At 40.1% G+C, this 16,023-nt stretch carries 19 protein-coding genes and 1 pseudogene; 13 read left to right on the forward strand and 7 right to left on the reverse strand.

Annotated features, from left to right (window positions below):
* Window positions 1-118: 118 nt before the first annotated feature.
* Entirely contained in the window at window positions 119-925 is an 807-nt protein-coding gene (locus HDEF_RS09575) for an endonuclease/exonuclease/phosphatase family protein (RefSeq protein ID WP_015874435.1), read from the forward strand.
* A gap of 10 nt (window positions 926-935) precedes the next feature.
* Here the strand turns inward: HDEF_RS09575 and HDEF_RS09580 are convergent, their stop codons facing one another.
* Entirely contained in the window at window positions 936-2,171 is a 1,236-nt protein-coding gene (locus HDEF_RS09580; protein WP_015874436.1) for a transglycosylase SLT domain-containing protein, read from the reverse strand.
* 172 nt (window positions 2,172-2,343) lie between these two features.
* Complete coding sequence (gene gloB, locus HDEF_RS09585) at window positions 2,344-3,093, reverse strand: hydroxyacylglutathione hydrolase (protein WP_015874437.1); 750 nt, start codon at window positions 3,091-3,093, stop codon at window positions 2,344-2,346.
* A gap of 53 nt (window positions 3,094-3,146) precedes the next feature.
* Between gloB and HDEF_RS09590 the strand changes: the two genes are divergently transcribed.
* From HDEF_RS09590 to HDEF_RS09615, 6 genes are all read left to right on the forward strand, one after another.
* Window positions 3,147-3,854, forward strand: coding sequence for a class I SAM-dependent methyltransferase (locus HDEF_RS09590; RefSeq protein WP_015874438.1), 708 nt, complete (start codon window positions 3,147-3,149; stop codon window positions 3,852-3,854).
* Window positions 3,855-4,141: 287 nt separating this feature from the next.
* A complete protein-coding gene (locus HDEF_RS09595; RefSeq protein ID WP_015874439.1) occupies window positions 4,142-6,190 on the forward strand; it encodes a TonB-dependent hemoglobin/transferrin/lactoferrin family receptor in 2,049 nt (682 codons plus the stop codon).
* 77 nt (window positions 6,191-6,267) lie between these two features.
* Complete coding sequence (locus HDEF_RS09600; RefSeq protein WP_015874440.1) at window positions 6,268-7,323, forward strand: hemin-degrading factor; 1,056 nt, start codon at window positions 6,268-6,270, stop codon at window positions 7,321-7,323.
* Between the two features lie 16 nt (window positions 7,324-7,339).
* Window positions 7,340-8,161 carry a heme/hemin ABC transporter substrate-binding protein gene (locus HDEF_RS09605; protein ID WP_015874441.1) on the forward strand — a complete coding sequence of 274 codons (822 nt, stop codon included), beginning with the start codon at window positions 7,340-7,342 and terminating at the stop codon, window positions 8,159-8,161.
* Entirely contained in the window at window positions 8,158-9,156 is a 999-nt protein-coding gene (locus HDEF_RS09610; protein WP_015874442.1) for a FecCD family ABC transporter permease, read from the forward strand. The genes HDEF_RS09605 and HDEF_RS09610 overlap by 4 nt, the downstream gene beginning before the upstream one ends.
* Window positions 9,157-9,206: 50 nt before the next feature.
* The gene (locus HDEF_RS09615) at window positions 9,207-9,977 is read left to right on the forward strand and encodes a heme ABC transporter ATP-binding protein (RefSeq protein ID WP_425475051.1); all 771 of its coding nucleotides are present in this window, start codon (window positions 9,207-9,209) and stop codon (window positions 9,975-9,977) included.
* 282 nt (window positions 9,978-10,259) lie between these two features.
* Here the strand turns inward: HDEF_RS09615 and HDEF_RS11790 are convergent.
* Window positions 10,260-10,460 (reverse strand): annotated as a pseudogene (locus HDEF_RS11790) (BRO-N domain-containing protein); the annotation flags it as partial.
* Window positions 10,461-10,540: 80 nt separating this feature from the next.
* Here HDEF_RS11790 and HDEF_RS09625 point away from each other — a divergent pair.
* Both HDEF_RS09625 and HDEF_RS09630 read left to right on the forward strand, forming a co-directional pair.
* Window positions 10,541-10,900, forward strand: a complete 360-nt coding sequence (locus HDEF_RS09625) for an IS630 transposase-related protein (protein WP_015874446.1) — start codon at window positions 10,541-10,543, stop codon at window positions 10,898-10,900.
* A gap of 71 nt (window positions 10,901-10,971) precedes the next feature.
* Window positions 10,972-11,364, forward strand: coding sequence for a transposase (locus tag HDEF_RS09630; protein WP_015874447.1), 393 nt, complete (start codon window positions 10,972-10,974; stop codon window positions 11,362-11,364).
* 30 nt (window positions 11,365-11,394) lie between these two features.
* On the opposite strand, the gene HDEF_RS09635 is transcribed toward HDEF_RS09630, so the two are convergent.
* Window positions 11,395-11,799, reverse strand: a complete 405-nt coding sequence (locus HDEF_RS09635) for a transposase (RefSeq protein ID WP_158530960.1) — start codon at window positions 11,797-11,799, stop codon at window positions 11,395-11,397.
* Window positions 11,800-11,816: 17 nt separating this feature from the next.
* Entirely contained in the window at window positions 11,817-12,182 is a 366-nt protein-coding gene (locus tag HDEF_RS09640) for a transposase (RefSeq protein WP_012737981.1), read from the reverse strand.
* On the opposite strand from HDEF_RS09640, the gene HDEF_RS11170 reads away from it, so the two are divergent.
* From HDEF_RS11170 to HDEF_RS12315, 3 genes are all read left to right on the forward strand, one after another.
* Window positions 12,168-12,476 (forward strand): DDE-type integrase/transposase/recombinase, encoded by a 309-nt coding sequence (locus HDEF_RS11170; protein ID WP_052543469.1) that lies wholly within the window; start codon window positions 12,168-12,170, stop codon window positions 12,474-12,476. The two genes, HDEF_RS09640 and HDEF_RS11170, sit on opposite strands and share 15 nt — an antisense overlap.
* A gap of 56 nt (window positions 12,477-12,532) precedes the next feature.
* The gene (locus tag HDEF_RS13835) at window positions 12,533-12,637 is read left to right on the forward strand and encodes an IS3 family transposase (RefSeq protein ID WP_086935016.1); all 105 of its coding nucleotides are present in this window, start codon (window positions 12,533-12,535) and stop codon (window positions 12,635-12,637) included.
* An 83-nt stretch (window positions 12,638-12,720) separates the two neighbouring features.
* The gene (locus tag HDEF_RS12315; RefSeq protein WP_123875510.1) at window positions 12,721-12,963 is read left to right on the forward strand and encodes a hypothetical protein; all 243 of its coding nucleotides are present in this window, start codon (window positions 12,721-12,723) and stop codon (window positions 12,961-12,963) included.
* 20 nt (window positions 12,964-12,983) lie between these two features.
* Here the strand turns inward: HDEF_RS12315 and HDEF_RS09655 are convergent, their stop codons facing one another.
* Complete coding sequence (locus tag HDEF_RS09655) at window positions 12,984-13,235, reverse strand: plasmid partition protein ParG (RefSeq protein ID WP_015874449.1); 252 nt, start codon at window positions 13,233-13,235, stop codon at window positions 12,984-12,986.
* Window positions 13,232-13,861, reverse strand: coding sequence for a ParA family partition ATPase (gene parA, locus HDEF_RS09660; RefSeq protein ID WP_015874450.1), 630 nt, complete (start codon window positions 13,859-13,861; stop codon window positions 13,232-13,234). Before parA ends, HDEF_RS09655 begins: the two co-directional genes overlap by 4 nt.
* A gap of 588 nt (window positions 13,862-14,449) precedes the next feature.
* Here parA and HDEF_RS09670 point away from each other — a divergent pair.
* Window positions 14,450-15,817, forward strand: a complete 1,368-nt coding sequence (locus tag HDEF_RS09670) for a hypothetical protein (protein ID WP_015874452.1) — start codon at window positions 14,450-14,452, stop codon at window positions 15,815-15,817.
* Window positions 15,818-16,023: the final 206 nt, after the last annotated feature.

Here is a 16,023-nt window from a genome sequence, read left to right on the forward strand (position 1 = left end):
AATGTCATTTAAATGAAGGGAATACTTTAGAAATACATTAATTTTTTAAATAATGCTATTGTTTACCATAAATTTAATAAAAAAATCCCATGAGATTTATTAATAAGGGAAAATTATAGTGCTAAAAACAAAAAAAACATATGCGATAAGGTATGTTAACGGTCAACCTGTGAAACATATTGTTTCAGATTTCAACTCGCAACCTAAATATTCCAGGATACCCAAATTACCTCTGACAATCACAAAAACGTTCCGGGTCATGGTGTGGAATATTTTAAAACAACAACGAAAAGGTTGGCTTTCTGTGCTTAAAAAAAACGGAGAGAATACACAGCTGATGTTGCTACAGGAAGTAAAAACAAATCGAGAAATGCTCGATTTTGTTGCCTCTTATTACTTAACGGCCGATCAAGTCCCGGCTTTTTCATTGCCTAAGCATTCCTATGGTGTCATGACATTATCCTCAGCCTTTCCTGTTTATTGTTATCCACTACGCACAAGAGAGCCTCTATTGGGTTTTTCAAAATCTGCATTAATCACAGTCTACCCAACTTATAAAGAAAATTTATTGATGGTGATCAATATTCATGCGATTAATTTCAGTCTAGGTATTGAAAATTATAATCAACAACTTGAACCCATTGGAAAACAAATAGCGGCCCATAAAGGGCCTGTGATTTTAGCGGGAGATTTTAATACCTGGAGTAAAAAGAGAGTAAAAGCTCTAAAGGCATTTACTCAAAACATGAACCTGGAAGAGGTTTCATTTCCTGTTGATAATCGAAGCCTGGTTTTTGGGAGACCATTAGACTTTATTTTTTTTAGAGGCCTTAATCTGATCCATTCCTCTGTATTAGCCACACAAGCCTCAGATCATAATCCTTTGTTAGTTCAATTCGATGTTTCATCAAATACCATTGATTAATATCAGTAGCCTAGCCATTGAGATAATTTAACTCATTTTTCAGCTGTAAAACCTGCCCGATTTTTAAAAAATTCAAATCTTCTAATTGATTCCAGTTTTTTACATCATGAACCTTAATGTTCATTCTCTGAGCAATACCAGATAATGTATCCCCTGCTGCAACTTTATAAAATACAGAGGGCATATCATCATTTTTATGATTTGCTAAAAGCGTCGCTTCCTCCATTGATTTTTTCTTTGTTTTTAAAGCGATTTTAAATTGTTGGGCATGAGATTGAGGCACCATAAAATAATGAGGCCCACTCAATGGGGTACTGCTATGTTTATAGCCAAAATTATATAATTTAAATTTAGATAAAGGTAATCCAGACATTTCAGCCGCTTGAGTTAATTTCATAGGATGATCGAGATTGACTACAATTAAACCCCTATTTTCATCAGATATTGGTAATTTGACCCCATATTTTTCACTGTTTTTAATAATGTCACTCAAAGCGAGCATCTTAGGGATATACAAAGAGGTTTCTCGAGGGAGAGATAAAGCCCAAAAATGAGTCGGTTTCCCCTGTGCTTTATTGGCTTTTATTTGTCTCAATACACAATATTCCCCGCAGTTATAAGCGGCGATGGTCAGCAACCAGTCTCCGTTGAACTTACGATTTAAATTTTGCATTAAATCCAAGGCAGCATGGGTAGACGCAAGTACATCGTGACGGCCGTCATACCATTCATTTTGTTTCACACCATAATATTTAGCAGTACTAGACAACATTTGCCACAAGCCAGCAGCCTTGGCAGATGAAATGGCGGCTGGATTAAAATTACTTTCTACCATGGGGAGTAAAACCAATTTCATCGGCATGTTGCGTTTTTGAATCTCTTCAGCAATAAGATACATGTAAGGCTCAGCATTTAATGCCAGATTGTAAAAATGTTGTTTGGTTTTTAAGAGCTTTTCTTTTTGCTCACGAATGCGCTCATTGTCCTCAATCGGTTCGTTTAAATGCTTTTTAACAAAAGACCATAGATTTTTTTGCTCTACATTTTGAATGTTCTGGGTATCAGATTTAAAGTCAGCATCTGATTTTTTTACTGTCAACCTTTGATTGACATTTCGGGTCACCATTGTCTTTTCAGTGGAGACATCTATAGAATTTTGAATAGGTTTTTCAGCTTGTTTCTGGTATTTAATAGACTGACAGCTGGCTAAAAAAACAGCAGCCAAAAATATAGTTTTTATTTTCATAGAATCTCTTTAATCTGAATATTTTTTAGTTAGAATTAATCTGTTGATTAAAAAATGAGCAAATCTACTGTATTTGCGAAAGCAACACAATCGGATCTGCTTTAAAAGCTCTATGTTTTCGCTTTATTTACCTTAAATTGACAAAACTCTACGGTTATTGAATCAATCTGATTTAAAAACGGTCTTTCATTTCACGTAAAGTAGAAAAAACAGACAGAGGATCATGTTTGTGAGTGCCCATTTTTTTTTGTAAAAAGCTTTCTTTACAGCGCAAAAAAAGATTGACTTGACGCTCAAGCTTAAGGAGAGCGGGTAACGTAGGTTGATTTTTTGCTTTTAATTGTTCTGCCTGTTTCTGATAGAGAGCAATCTGTGGATCATCAGGTAAAATCGAGCGAGCAAATTTGAGATTAGAAAGTGTATATTCGTGTCCTGCACAAATTAAGGTTTCATCTGGTAATTGTATTAATTTTTGGATTGAGTCATACATTTGATCTGCCGTACCTTCAAATAAACGTCCGCAACCGGCTGAAAATAACGTATCCCCGCAAAAAAGATAAGGAGCAGAATAGTATGCAATATGGCCTAAAGTGTGTCCTGGGACTTCAATGACAGAAAATGTTTGAGAACAAATAAATAACTGATCTCCCTCTTTTAATAGTATGGTCGCGCCTTTTTTGTTCGTTTCTTTTGGACCATAGACAGGAATATCTGGAAAACGCCGCAATAATTGAGGTACACCTCCCAGGTGATCTTGATGATGGTGGGTCAATAAAATGGCTTGGGGTAAAAGGCCTTTATATGTTAATACAGATTCAACAGGAGAAGCCTCGCCGGGATCGACTATCACACAATGCTGATTGGAATCCGCCAAAAGCCAAATATAGTTACTTTCTAGTGCTGGAATATGAATCAGTCTCATAAAATCTCTCTCAAAACGTATTGTTGACGTTAACAAAAATAGACCATAGCACAATGAAACTTCTCAGTTCATACCTAAAAATGCCTGCGCCCAGCTCTTGGAATGAATTTCCATTGGGCCCAAATTATCGTTTTGAAATTCAACAACATATGCAACCTTGGTGGCCAAAATTTTTTGGATTTTATTTGCTCAAAATCGGAGCGCTTAGCACAGAAATTGACACTCGCGAATGTGCGATCCCCCATCAGATTAATGTTGGGGAGCGGGGTGATCAAATGCAAGTCATTGCTGACCTTAACCAATTGCCTTTTTCTGAAAAATCGTCGGATGTTTGCCTGCTTTTTCATACTTTATCCGCAGTGGAGGATCCTTATCGTTTTTTACGAGAAGTCGACCGCATATTAGTTGATGACGGTTGGTTGGTGATCAGTCATTTTAATTCATTCAGTTTGTTAGGGATCGGAAAATTACTGCCTGTGATAAAGAGGAGGCAACCTTATGTCTGCCCAATGTTTTCTAGAATGCGTGTATTGGATTGGCTAGGTTTACTTAATTATGAAATCGTCCATCAAATCGGGTTTCATGTTCTTCCCTGGCATCATCGGGGGGAATATTCTATGAATATTCATTTACCTGCCATTAGTTGTCTTAGCCTCATCATTGCTCGTAAGCGAACCATGCCATTAAGTTTAGATGCACTCAAATTGAGAACGCCTAAACGTTGTTTTAGCCCAGTCAGCACAGAAAATTATAAAATCTAAATCCTTATTTTTTAAAATTCTTCTGATTTGCATAATGATGATCCCGATTTCTCCTCGTTTCATGACTTTCTCTTAAACAAAAGCAAAATTTTTACTTGAAGTGATAAATGATTATATATAATAATGAGAATCATTCTTAACTAAAAAAAGCCTCCCAGATTTCTTGCCAGGATCAAGGTCGCCAGCATATTTAGAAGCGTCTTTTGATAGATCGATTGCACCGAAAAAACAATGCCATCTGTCTATAGATACCTGGTTATTTTTAAATTTATACAGAGAACTGACTTATGTCTTTTACATTGCCAAAATTATTACGTCTTTCCTCTTTAACCCTTGCCATCTCTTTGCCTTCTTTAGCTTATGCAGAAAGCGGGATGCCAGATAAAATCGAAACAGAAGAGAAGAAGCCCTCTTTTAATAAACAGTCTCTTAAAACAGAAACCATCACCGTGACGGCCACGGGTAACCCACGCGATACTTTTTCTACGCCCATGATGATTACTGTGATTGACAGAGATAATGCCAAAAGTGACACCGCTTCGTCCGCAGCCGATATATTGCTTTCCACACCAGGCATCACGATTGAAGGGGTTGGTCGCAAAAACGGTCAAGATGTTAATATGAGGGGATATGGAGGAAAAGGGATTCTTACACTGATAGATGGTGTGCGCCAAAATTTAGATACAGGGCACATGAGTGGTCATTTCATTGATCCCAGCTTCATCAAACAAGTAGAAATTGTGCGAGGGCCTTCCGCATTATTGTACGGCAGTGGCGCATTGGGGGGGGTGATTTCTTATCAAACTGTGGATACGGTTGATCTATTGCAACCTGGTCGAAACTCAGGATATCGCGTATTCAGCATGGGTGCCACAGGCGATCGCAGTCTTGGTATAGGTGCGACGGTCTTTGGTAAAACCGATGATCTGGATGGTTTAATCACTTTTAGTGTTCGTGATGTCGGAAATATCAAAGAAAGTGATGGTATCAATGCGCCAAATGACGAAGGGATTCGTAACCTTATGGCAAAAGGCACCTGGAAAATAGACGACTCACAATCTCTCAGTGCTAATGTGCGCTATTATCGCAACAATGCTGAGGAAATTTTGAATCCGCAAGAAGTCAACCCTTCACTAAGAAATCCCATGACGGACCGCAAAACAGTTCAAAAAGATGTACAGTTCAGTTATGCCCTTAATCCAAAAACATCAGATTGGCTGGATGCCAAAACCACCCTGTATTATTCAGATGTGAGCATTGATGACAAAGTCAAAAAACGAGCAGATCAAGGACGAACACAAAAAACGCTGGGTACAAAATTAGAAAACCGGAGTCGTTTATTGACACATAGCCCTGCCGCTCATTTATTGACCTACGGTACTGAATTTTATCAGCAAAAACAAAAACCCGAAGGTCACGCTAAGGCTTTTCCTGATGCAAAAACCAATTTTGCGTCTGGTTGGGTTCAGGATGAAATCACTTTCCGTGATTTACCGGTGTCGCTCTTAATAGGCACCCGCTTTGATCGCTATAAAGCTAAAAATCCCAAAAATGCAGATATCTCTGCGGATAATTGGTCATCACGAGGGGCTGTCACCCTCACTCCCACCGATTGGCTCATGTTGTTTGCTTCTTATGGACAGGCTTTCCGGGCACCGACTATGGGTGAGATGTACAATGATGCCCAACATTTTCGGGGTAACCGTTTCAAGCCGAATCCCAACTTAAAACCAGAAAAAAATGCGACCCAGGAATATGGTTTTGGGGTGAAATTTGATGATCTGGTTCTAACAGAAGACAGTGTAGAATTTAAAGCCAGCTATTTTAGTACTCAAGCAACAGATTACATCACAACAGAGGTGAATTTTAGAAAGGGCACTACGCAGTATGTCAACGTTCCGGATACCAATATTTGGGGTTGGGATGCCGTATTAAACTACAAAACGCCTTGGTTTGGGTGGAATTTAGCCTATAACCGCACCCACGGTAAAAATGAAAAAACAGGGCTTTATATTTCTTCTATCAACCCTGACACACTCACAAGCTCTCTCGATATTCCCATACCAAAAAAGGATCTTTCAGCTGGCTGGGTAATGACGTTAGCAGAAAGCACAGATTTTATGAAATCCCCTGGCACGACTCATTCACAGGAAATCAAAGCACAACCAGGCTACGCGGTTCATGATTTTTATCTTAGCTACAAAGGCCAGAATCAGTTTCAAGGCGTGACGACCAATCTGGTATTGGCGAATGCTTTTGACAAAGAGTACTACTCACCACAAGGCGTTCCACAATTAGGTCGCACAGCGAAATTATTGATCAGCTATCAGTGGTAATTTTTTGTATAAAATTTCCCACAGAGATAAAAAACCTATGGGATCTGTCACTCATCTAACAGGATAAAAATATAACCATGCTATCGTCTTTCTATAAAGAAGCGTTACAGACCCAGCAGAATCATTCACACAAAAATACCGCGATTGACGAACGACTCAACATCAGCACGGCAGAGTCGATGCAGGCTCGTCTTGGGCAGGGTGTACAATACTTACAGGCAGATGTGCGTACGTTATTGTCTGAATTGGAAAGTGTGGGTACAACGCTTTCCATAACACGGAATCAACACGCCATACACGAAGTGATTGGGCGTTACGAAAATCAAAGAATCATCCCAAATGGGCATTCAGGTGTGATCCTCAATCCTGGGGCGTTAGATTTACGTTTGTTTTTTAATCAATTTGGTCACGTTTTTAGCCTTGAAGAACCTGGTTCAACAGGCCCAAAATACAGCATTCACTTTTACGACACGCAGGGCCATGGCGTTCATGAAGTGCATTGTATTAATGAAACCGATAAAACCGCTTGGCTTGCTGTGATCAAAAAATATGCGACAGAAACACCAGGGGCTCCACATATTTCTGCCGAAAAACCCAATCAAACACCCTCGCAAAAAACATTTGAGCCTTCCAATGAATTAATTCAAGAAATTGAAATGCAATGGCGGGCCATGGATGATGTCCATCAGTTTTTTAAATTATTAAATCAATATGGCGTCAAACGAACGCAGCTGTTTCATGCAGTTAAAAACCAGGATCTGGCTAGAAGAGTGAAAAACACGGCTTTGATCTCTCTGCTTGAAGAGTCGTCACAAGAACAGAATAACATCATGATTTTCGTTCCTAATCGCGCTTGTACTCAAATTTTTACGGGTGCGATTGAATATGTGATGTTAACGCCGCAACATCCCTGGATGACTGCTTCTAATTCTACTTTTAGGTTGCATCTTAATATCAATGCGATTACCGAAAGTTGGATTACCCGAAAAAATACCAAAGACGGCTTTGTCACCAGCCTGGAAGTGTTCGATGCGAATGGCGATCAAATTGTGCAATTGTTTGGTCAGCGTGCTGAAGGGCAGCACGAACAAAAACAATGGCGTCGTCAAACCTTTTCTTTATTAAGTTATTAACGCAGAGTCCTAAAAAATGAAATATTGGTTTTTAGTGGGTTTATTGCTATCCCCTATTCTTGCTATATCGGCGGAGCGGATTGTTACCATTGGTGGAGATGTCTCTGAAATTGTTTACGCATTGGGCATGGGTTCACAAGTAGTGGCTCGCGATAGCACCAGTCTTCAACCCAAAGAAATTCAAACCCTGCCTAACATTGGTTATATGCGACAGCTCAATGCAGAAGGGATTTTGGCGATGAAACCCACGCTGGTACTGGTCACCGAACAGGCTCAACCTACCTTGGTCCTGAAACAGATATCAGATAACGGTGTTAAGGTCGTCAAAGTACCAGCGGAGCTCACATTAAAGAGCGTGACAAAAAAAATTCAGACCATCGCTCAGGCGGTTCATCAAATAGAAAAAGGTGAATTACTTTCTCAAACATATCAAAAAAAAATCGAGTCCATTAAAAATACCCCTGTGCCCGTCAAAATCCTGTTCATTATGAATTATGGAGGCGGCTCTCCCATGGTTGCGGGGCAGGATACTTCAGCCGATGCGGTCATTAGAGCGGTGGGTAGCCAAAATGCCATGCAAGGGTTCAAGCATTACCGCCGATTATCTGCGGAAGGTGTTATCGCCAGTAGGCCAGATCTCCTTCTGGTCACCACGGAAAGTGTTCAGTCTTTAGGAGGATTAGATCAGGTTTGGCAACTGCCAGGAATGGATAAAACACCGGCAGGCAAGAACCGGCGTGTCCTTGTTTTCGATGCTATGGCTTTGCTGGGTTTTGGATTACAAACACCCAACGTGATGAGTCAGTTATATCGGACAGTAAGATCCTATTCAAAATGAAAAAAACCGACACCGCTCGTTATAAACTTGGCGCCTTCCTGACATTATTAATATTGATCAGCATAGGATCAGCTAATTTGGGCGCGCTCACACTCTCTTTTTACAATTTATGGCATGCCCCATTAGAAGACATGGCTTGGCAAATTTGGCTCAATATTCGTTTACCGAGAGTGCTTTTGGCGATATTGATCGGCAGTGCACTGGCTGTCTCCGGCACCGTTATGCAAGGGCTGTTTCGAAACCCATTAGCGGAGCCCGGCTTATTAGGCATCAGCAGCGGCGACGCATTTTTAGTGGCTTTAGCCACGATGATGCCGTTCACTTTACCGTTTTTAGGGATTTGCTCCCATTTAATTGCGGCTTTTATAGGCAGCTTACTGATTTCTTTCATGATCCTTTTTTTAAGTCGATCGGGTGAGCGCTGCAACTTAAGCCGTTTATTATTGGCTGGCATTGCCATCAATACACTATGTGGTTCCGGCATCGGCCTCCTGAGTTATTTGAGCACAGATCAACAACTGAGACATTTCTCTTTATGGATGATGGGCGCTCTCAACCAAATAGAGTGGCGCACATTATTCATTGCAACGACTTTGATTCTCCCTGCCATCGCCATCACATTATTTCAAGCCAATAAACTGAATTTATTGCAATTGGGTGATGAAGAGGCGCATTACCTCGGTGTTGATGTGGCCCGAACGAAACGAAAGCTATTATTATTAAGCGCTTTGCTGGTGGGGGTTTCAGTGTCAATAACAGGCGTCATCGGTTTTATCGGTTTGGTTGTGCCTCATTTAGTACGGATTCATTTAAGCAGCGATCATCGCTGGTTATTGCCAGGGGCCGCCTTAGGCGGCGCCTGTTTATTGATCACCGCAGACACTCTGGCTCGAACCATCGTCGCCCCTGCAGAAATGCCAGTCGGTTTGATCACAAGCCTGATCGGAGCCCCTTACTTTTTCTGGCTGATACTCAAACAAGCTCGGTGTTCATAGTGAGTTTTAAAGGATTTTGTCAAAATGCGCTTTCTTCGCGCACGCCTATTTTGCTCAACGTGCAAAATTTACATTACCGTCTCGGTAATCGTTTTTTAATCCAAACTCTCTCTATGCAAATCCAGCCGGGCGAAATAGTGGCCATTATCGGGCCGAATGGCGCGGGAAAATCTACCTTAATGAAATTGCTCAGTGGCTATTTATCGCCGACATTGGGACGTTGCGATTTATTAGGTCAGCCTCTGTCTCAATGGCCCCAGCATTTATTAGCCAAAACTCGTGCGATGATGTGCCAATCCAGTCACCTATTGTTTTCATTTAGCGTTAAAGAAGTCGTGGCGATGGGCAGGGCGCCTCATGGTGCTCATCAACTTGATCATATTGTACAAATGGTTATGGAACAAACGGGGTGTGCCGCGCTTTCTCAGAGAGACTACCGAAAATTATCCGGTGGAGAGCAGCAAAGAGTACAGATTGCACGTGCATTAGCTCAACTTTGGCACCATGAGCCTACGCCTTGCTTTTTACTGCTAGATGAACCGACATCTTCTTTCGATCTCTATTATCAGCAGCACAGCTTACGTCTATTACGTCAATTAACACGGCATCAAGCTTTAGGAGTCTGCTGTGTTTTGCATGATCTGAATTTGGCCGCACTCTATGCTGACCGTATTTTATTACTACATGAAGGTAGAGCCGTTGCAGAAGGCACCGCGTCTGAGGTATTAACCGAAAAAATTTTAACCCGTTGGTATCATGCAGATGTCAGCGTTCAGGCACATCCTGATAGCGCGATCCCACAAGTTTTCTTGCAACGTTAGTTAGTTAATATAGTAAGTCCCGATTAGCCGGTTTGTCTTTTCTGGCCATGTATTTTCTTCATGAGGGTTTTTTATGCATGAATAAGGTCGATACCAAGGTATTGTCGGTTTGATGTGCCGCCGCTTTCAATAAAGCGTTCATTGCAGAGCAAACCAAATGCCGTGACGCCATGAGTGGTCAACATGAAATCCGTGACTCATCTCCAAAACGAATCGAGTCAGGTTATTGAGATCGTTTCCGTTGAACACTTCTGGGGATTGGGTTTGGTATTGCGGAACGCTGACTTCTTTATCGAGAATATCTAAACACCATTTTCGAAATTCTTTGGCGACAGGCGTGTGAGCAAACATCGCTATCAGATGTGCCCCACGCAGAGAGAAGATGCGTGTCTCAATTTTACGTAAACTGTTGTTTATTCCATTGGTCACTGAATCAATGACCAATGACATACCTTCTGTAAACTCATCCCGATTTTGGTTGTATGGCTAAGCGATTTAATTTTGATTAGGAGATAAAATCAAGAAATGAATGTTGAGAGTAAAAGACTAGATAAGGGAGAGAAATGAGCTATTCAGTGGATTTGCGTAAAAAAGTTCTGAAGATTCGAGAGAAAGAAGGTCTGAGTATCAAACAAACAGCTCAGCGATTTCATCTCAGTACAGCCTCAATCACAAGATGGCTCAAGCGTATCGAGCCAGCCCCTTGTTCTTCACGTCGGCGTAAAATTGATAAAGAAGCGCTCATCAAAGATGTTGAGGATTATCCGGATGCGTATCAACGGGAACGGGCGGCGCGTTTCGGGGTGTGCCCCAAAGCCATTTGGCAGGCGTTGAAAAGATGGGGTCTGACCTATAAAAAAAACTCTGCGTCATCCCAAGGCAGACGAAGAGGCACGACAGCTGTTCCAGGAAAAAATCGCTGACTATCAAAAGCAGGGCAAATCGTGGGTTTATCTCGATGAAAGCGGCTTCGCCCACGATATGCCGCGCCTTTATGGCTACAGTGCACGAGGTCAACGCTGTTTTGGGACGCACGATTGGCAGGCTAAGGGGCGTACCAACGTCATTAGCGCTTCTATTGGGGGTGACCCTCATCGCGGTCACGCTCTTGACTGGCTCCATTAACAGCGATGTGTTTTATGCTTGGGTCACACAAGAGCTCTTGCCCGCTCTTCCTCACCCGGGCGTTATCATTATGGATAACGCCTCTTTCCACAAGCGAGAAGATATTCAACGCGCCATTATCAAGGCAGGGCATCTGATGGAATACTTGCCTCCTTACTCTCCTGACCTCAATCCCATTGAGCATAAATGGGCAGAAGCAAAAAGCAAAAGAAGAGCGGTCAATTGCAGTATCGATGCTTTATTTTCTCATTACATGACGTAACCAAAATTATTTCGTTCAGCTATGGCAGTGTTAACAAAGTAAATTAAAGACCTTAAGACAAGCGATAGCGAAGAAAGAAAAGAAGGTGATATCGAGTTTATCAAAGCGTAAAGCGAGTCTTTTTTGTTCTTTTATGCTGAAGAAGAAACGTTCAATCGCAGAGCGTGTTTTGTATTTTTCTTTATCATTAGGTTGAATGCCGGTGCAAACAGCCCCTTTTCGTCGGGGTATCACAGGGCTCTTTCCACTATCCCGGATTAATTTTCTGACATCAAAAAAGTCAACTCCCTTATCAGCGATGATGTAGCTCACCTTCCTCCCATTTCCCTTTATCCACAGCTCAGTAAAGGCTTTCATATCGGAGCGCTGTCCTTCAGATAGACAGGCACTCCGGAGAAAGCGGCCTGAAAGACCCACGTGAATTTGAGTGCTCACGCCTTTTCGGCCGCGCCCTATCGATTGAGGTCCCTTTTTTTAAGGCTTCCTGAGCCGTGTCGGTGGATGGCGACCGTCGTACTGTCTACCCATGTACAGTCCATTTTGATTTTCTTTTTTTGTTGTAAACGATAAAGCAAGTTCCAGAACAAGCCATTTTCACTCCATCTTTTAAAGCGCATATAAATCGTATGCCAATGACCGTATAAATCAGGTACATCACGCCAAGGGATACCCGTTCTCAATACGTACAAAACAGCTGAAAAAAACTGATAATGACTGATGCTTGCAGGTCTACCTGGACGTTTATCATATTTTATAATATGAGGTTCGATTATTTTTATAAAATCACACTCTTTGAGCGGATAGTGCCTGTTTTTCATTTCTTTATCCCCCTAAAAAACAGAGAATATCTTAACATTAACTTTGTTAACAGTGCCATATTAGGGTGGGCCCTGGCAGGACATAGGCGGACTGAGCTCTGTTTAGCGGCTTTACAAATGGCGTATTGGCGTAGAAAGCCCGATAAGGGGCTCATTTACCACTCAGATAGAGGCAGTCAGTACACCAGTAGCGAATACGGGCAACACCTGTCGGTCATCGGGATGCGGGCAAGCCACAGTGACAAGGGCAGTGCTGGGATAATGCCCCTACTGAGCGCTTCTTCCGCACTCTGAAATATGAATATTGACACTACGAAGCCCTTAAAGACCCCCATGATTCCAAGCTCGGTGTGCTGGACTATTTGGCTTGTTACAATAGTAAACGTCCCCACAGTGTACTCGGATATCTTTCTCCGATGGAGTTTGAGCGAATACCATTCATCAATGTGTCTTAAAAATTTGTCCGGGTTTACTTGACCATTACACTGTTTTCAAGTTTGTGGCCCAATACGGTCGCATTGATTATGTTGCCAGCAACATGAGTGAGACAACCCGTGACAAAGTGACTGTGGTCATAGAGGCCGGCTGGTCTGTTGAAATTTATTATCGGGAAGTCAAGCAGACTTGTGGAATAGAACGCTGTCAGGCCCGCACGAGTCGAACGCAAAACAATCACATTTTTTTAGCCATATCCGCTTGGTTTGAGCAATATAAGCGGCGCGTATCTCAAAAAATGTCCTTTTATCTTATCAGCAAAAATGGCAGTGGATTAAAACCGTGATTTCTGATTACATGAGATCCTTACTCTCTTTGCCTCACTAAATCACTGCGAAACTCGTGGTTAAGTAAACCACGAACTTCATCTGCTATTTTTGTCCCCCTCAAGGCACAAGCGGATTTAACCGCTTTATGTAAACTTTCAGGAATATCGATAGTCAGTCTTTTCATTTTTTCTGGCACTTTTTTCGTTTCTTCAATAGCTCGAGTCTCAACCCATGAATCAATATCAGGTCTATCTGGTTTAACGCCAAAAATTATTTTTTTATTACTCATGATGGCAACTCCAAAATTTCATCGACCAAAGCAGATATTTCCTTTGCAGCACTACTATGAGGTTCTAATTCAAAAACAGCTTTTCCAGCTGCCGCTGATTCAGCAAAAATAACCCTTTGAGTGACAGTTGAGTGAAGAACATCTGTTGAATAGGTCGCTAACGCATCACACACGTCACGCCCAATGGCCGTATTTGCGATTTTGCGATTAACAACAAATACGGATTTAATGTTTTCTTTATAAATTTTAGCTTCATTGATAAGAGCAATGACTTCCTGCGCAGCCCACACATCATATGGACTGGGCTGAACAGGTATAATAACCATGTCTGCCGCCATAATCGCAGAACGAGCAAGCTCGGTAACACGAGGAGGGCCATCAATAATGATGTGTTCGTAGTCCTCTGCAAATTTCCTGATTTCCTTATGCAGAGTGGCTCTCGGTAAACCGACAACGGTAAAAAGGGATTCTTCATCTCTAGCAGCGGCCCAATCCAAAGAACTTCCTTGAGGATCAGCATCCAAAAGAAGAGTTCTTTTACCATTTAAGGAGAGCTGAGCCGCAATATTAATACTTAACGTGGTTTTACCCACCCCCCCTTTCTGGTTCAAAACTGAGATAATCATAATTGATACCCTTTACGATAAATCTTAAAATCGCAATTCATTAAAGTAGTATTTGCGATTTAATTTTTACAAAAAATAAAACATGAGTCAAGAAAAACAGAAATACGACTATCTGTTTTTACGATAATATAAGTTGGTAAGATATCTAATTAAAGTTGAAAATTCGAGTCAATGAGTTGAATTTAGACTAGCCATAAAAGCTAATTGGCTAAAATTAAGGCCTTTTACCCAGATTTTTGTTCCGGCCGTTCTATTTCTTTGGCCGCTTAAAAACCGCCCGCCTCTTTTAACTTGAATACAATGCCCCCTCTTTTTTTCATCAAATTGAATGAATAACGCATCAGTCAAAATCAATTCTCAGGTTATCTACTGATGTTTTCATGGCTTCTATTTTGGTGAAATAAAAGATGAGCGGTTTTTTAATGTTTATCTTTCATTAATGGAATAAAAATTCCATAACAATTAAACTGAAAAAACACAAATCATTCCTCTAAAAAGCTCAATATAAAAATATTTAGGAGCTTAATATTATCTGAGACTGAACAGACAATCAAAAATTGCGGCCGTCTAACTACTGGAAAATTAATAATGATTTCTATAAAAAATTTCAAAAATTTTATACCAGATGTAGGTTTATTGAGTTTCCCTAAAACAGGAAAAAATCAAAAAAATACAACAAATCTTACTGATTTTACACGAATCATAAATTGCTTAAATACGATTAATTATGAAAATGTCACTGAATTAAAAACAAAAGGCAGTTATAAAAAGATAAAAGAATTATCATTCGACTTTTGCCAGAATGATTTTTTAGATAAGTTGATTAAATTGATCCCTGAGATAGGTGTAGTCCTTATAACTCAAGGTAACAAAGAAGAAGCTCGCGAATTCATCGAAGGATTATGCGTTAGCTTGTCTGCTCACTACATGATAGAAGAACACATGCATGGGCCAGGTGGGGGTAAAGCTTATATGAAGTGGTTAACAGAACTAGTTAATGCTTATGTCGATAATGAATCAAGAGATGTTAATGATATTAAAGGTATCCAAAAAAGATTACAGATAAGTTATCGCCGTCAGCTTCTGGGGCCAGTCATCAAAGATTTACTAAACTTGCAATATAGCAGTGACTTTTATTTTAATAATTATAATATAAAAAAGCGTCAAAATCAAGTAGATAAGGCAAAAGCGCTTTATGAGGAAACATTTAAAAAAAATGGCTTAGAATGGAAGCGTAATCGTAAAAACGATATATTTGAACCTGAAAAAATTGAGTATAAACATTTTATAGACTCCTTGAGACCGGATAAAGTGAATGAAAATATTTATCTGAGTTTTATGTCAACTGTTCATGCGATGTCTATCGTTGTGCATAAGCTGGAAGAAAATCAACATATATGGTCATTTTATGACCCGAATTTTGGGGCAAAAGCATTTGATAATTATTCGGATTTTCGTATATTTATGAATGAATATTATGATGATCTTAAGTCTTTTGAAAAAAAGACTACCCCTAAAATTTATATTAATAAATTTGATGGAGATAAAATCGAGAATTCGATTCATCATAACTGTCATCAACATCCAGCTGCTGGTGAACTACAATCTATTTTAGATATATTCATAGAAAATAAAGATAAAAATGAACCTAAATTATTTAAATTAACTAAAAATACCATCGGTCAAATTATGGCTTATGAGCTAAAATCCGATGATAATGGCCGTCAAATAATCAAATCACTCACTGTTAAAACGAAAAACAATAAGACAGAAAAAGTCGTCGATGTTGAGTTGATTAATGTTAACTCAGTTGATTTGTTTGATGTTCATGTTCATAAAGCATTAATAGCCAATATCAGTTCTATTGAAAACCTTAAAAGTGATGAGCGATTACTGCTCAACATGTCGAAATATTGGATGTCCAAGCATGTGATAATCCAGCGCATGGCAAGGTAAAAAATCATGTATCCACTACAGTTGTAATTAAATCAAACATGTGAAGAAATCCGCCTCTGATAATGATAAAGTTTCTCTATGGCTTAATTTTCTCGTCGCCAATATAACTCGTGCCATAAATCACACCTAGATTTTTTTACCACTCATTTAAATTAATCTCATTTTACGATAAATCTTAAAATCGTAATTAATTAAAGTAGTATTTA

Origin of the sequence: Candidatus Hamiltonella defensa 5AT (Acyrthosiphon pisum) (assembly GCF_000021705.1) — a bacterium.
Classification (GTDB): Bacteria; Pseudomonadota; Gammaproteobacteria; order Enterobacterales; family Enterobacteriaceae; genus Hamiltonella; species Hamiltonella defendens.

Bases quoted from the DNA above. Each gene is read 5' to 3' on its own strand.
- HDEF_RS09580 (WP_015874436.1), bottom strand. From the start codon at position 2,171: ATGAAAATAAAAACTATATTTTTGGCTGCTGTTTTTTTAGCCAGCTGT.
- HDEF_RS09605 (WP_015874441.1), top strand. From the start codon at position 7,340: ATGAAATATTGGTTTTTAGTGGGTTTATTGCTATCCCCTATTCTTGCT.
- parA (WP_015874450.1), bottom strand. From the start codon at position 13,861: ATGATTATCTCAGTTTTGAACCAGAAAGGGGGGGTGGGTAAAACCACG.
- HDEF_RS09630 (WP_015874447.1), top strand. From the start codon at position 10,972: ATGGCTACAGTGCACGAGGTCAACGCTGTTTTGGGACGCACGATTGGC.
- HDEF_RS09610 (WP_015874442.1), top strand. From the start codon at position 8,158: ATGAAAAAAACCGACACCGCTCGTTATAAACTTGGCGCCTTCCTGACA.
- HDEF_RS09670 (WP_015874452.1), top strand. From the start codon at position 14,450: ATGATTTCTATAAAAAATTTCAAAAATTTTATACCAGATGTAGGTTTA.
- HDEF_RS09590 (WP_015874438.1), top strand. From the start codon at position 3,147: ATGAAACTTCTCAGTTCATACCTAAAAATGCCTGCGCCCAGCTCTTGG.
- HDEF_RS09655 (WP_015874449.1), bottom strand. From the start codon at position 13,235: ATGAGTAATAAAAAAATAATTTTTGGCGTTAAACCAGATAGACCTGAT.
- HDEF_RS09625 (WP_015874446.1), top strand. From the start codon at position 10,541: ATGAGCTATTCAGTGGATTTGCGTAAAAAAGTTCTGAAGATTCGAGAG.
- gloB (WP_015874437.1), bottom strand. From the start codon at position 3,093: ATGAGACTGATTCATATTCCAGCACTAGAAAGTAACTATATTTGGCTT.
- HDEF_RS09595 (WP_015874439.1), top strand. From the start codon at position 4,142: ATGTCTTTTACATTGCCAAAATTATTACGTCTTTCCTCTTTAACCCTT.
- HDEF_RS12315 (WP_123875510.1), top strand. From the start codon at position 12,721: ATGAGTGAGACAACCCGTGACAAAGTGACTGTGGTCATAGAGGCCGGC.
- HDEF_RS09600 (WP_015874440.1), top strand. From the start codon at position 6,268: ATGCTATCGTCTTTCTATAAAGAAGCGTTACAGACCCAGCAGAATCAT.
- HDEF_RS09640 (WP_012737981.1), bottom strand. From the start codon at position 12,182: ATGAAAAACAGGCACTATCCGCTCAAAGAGTGTGATTTTATAAAAATA.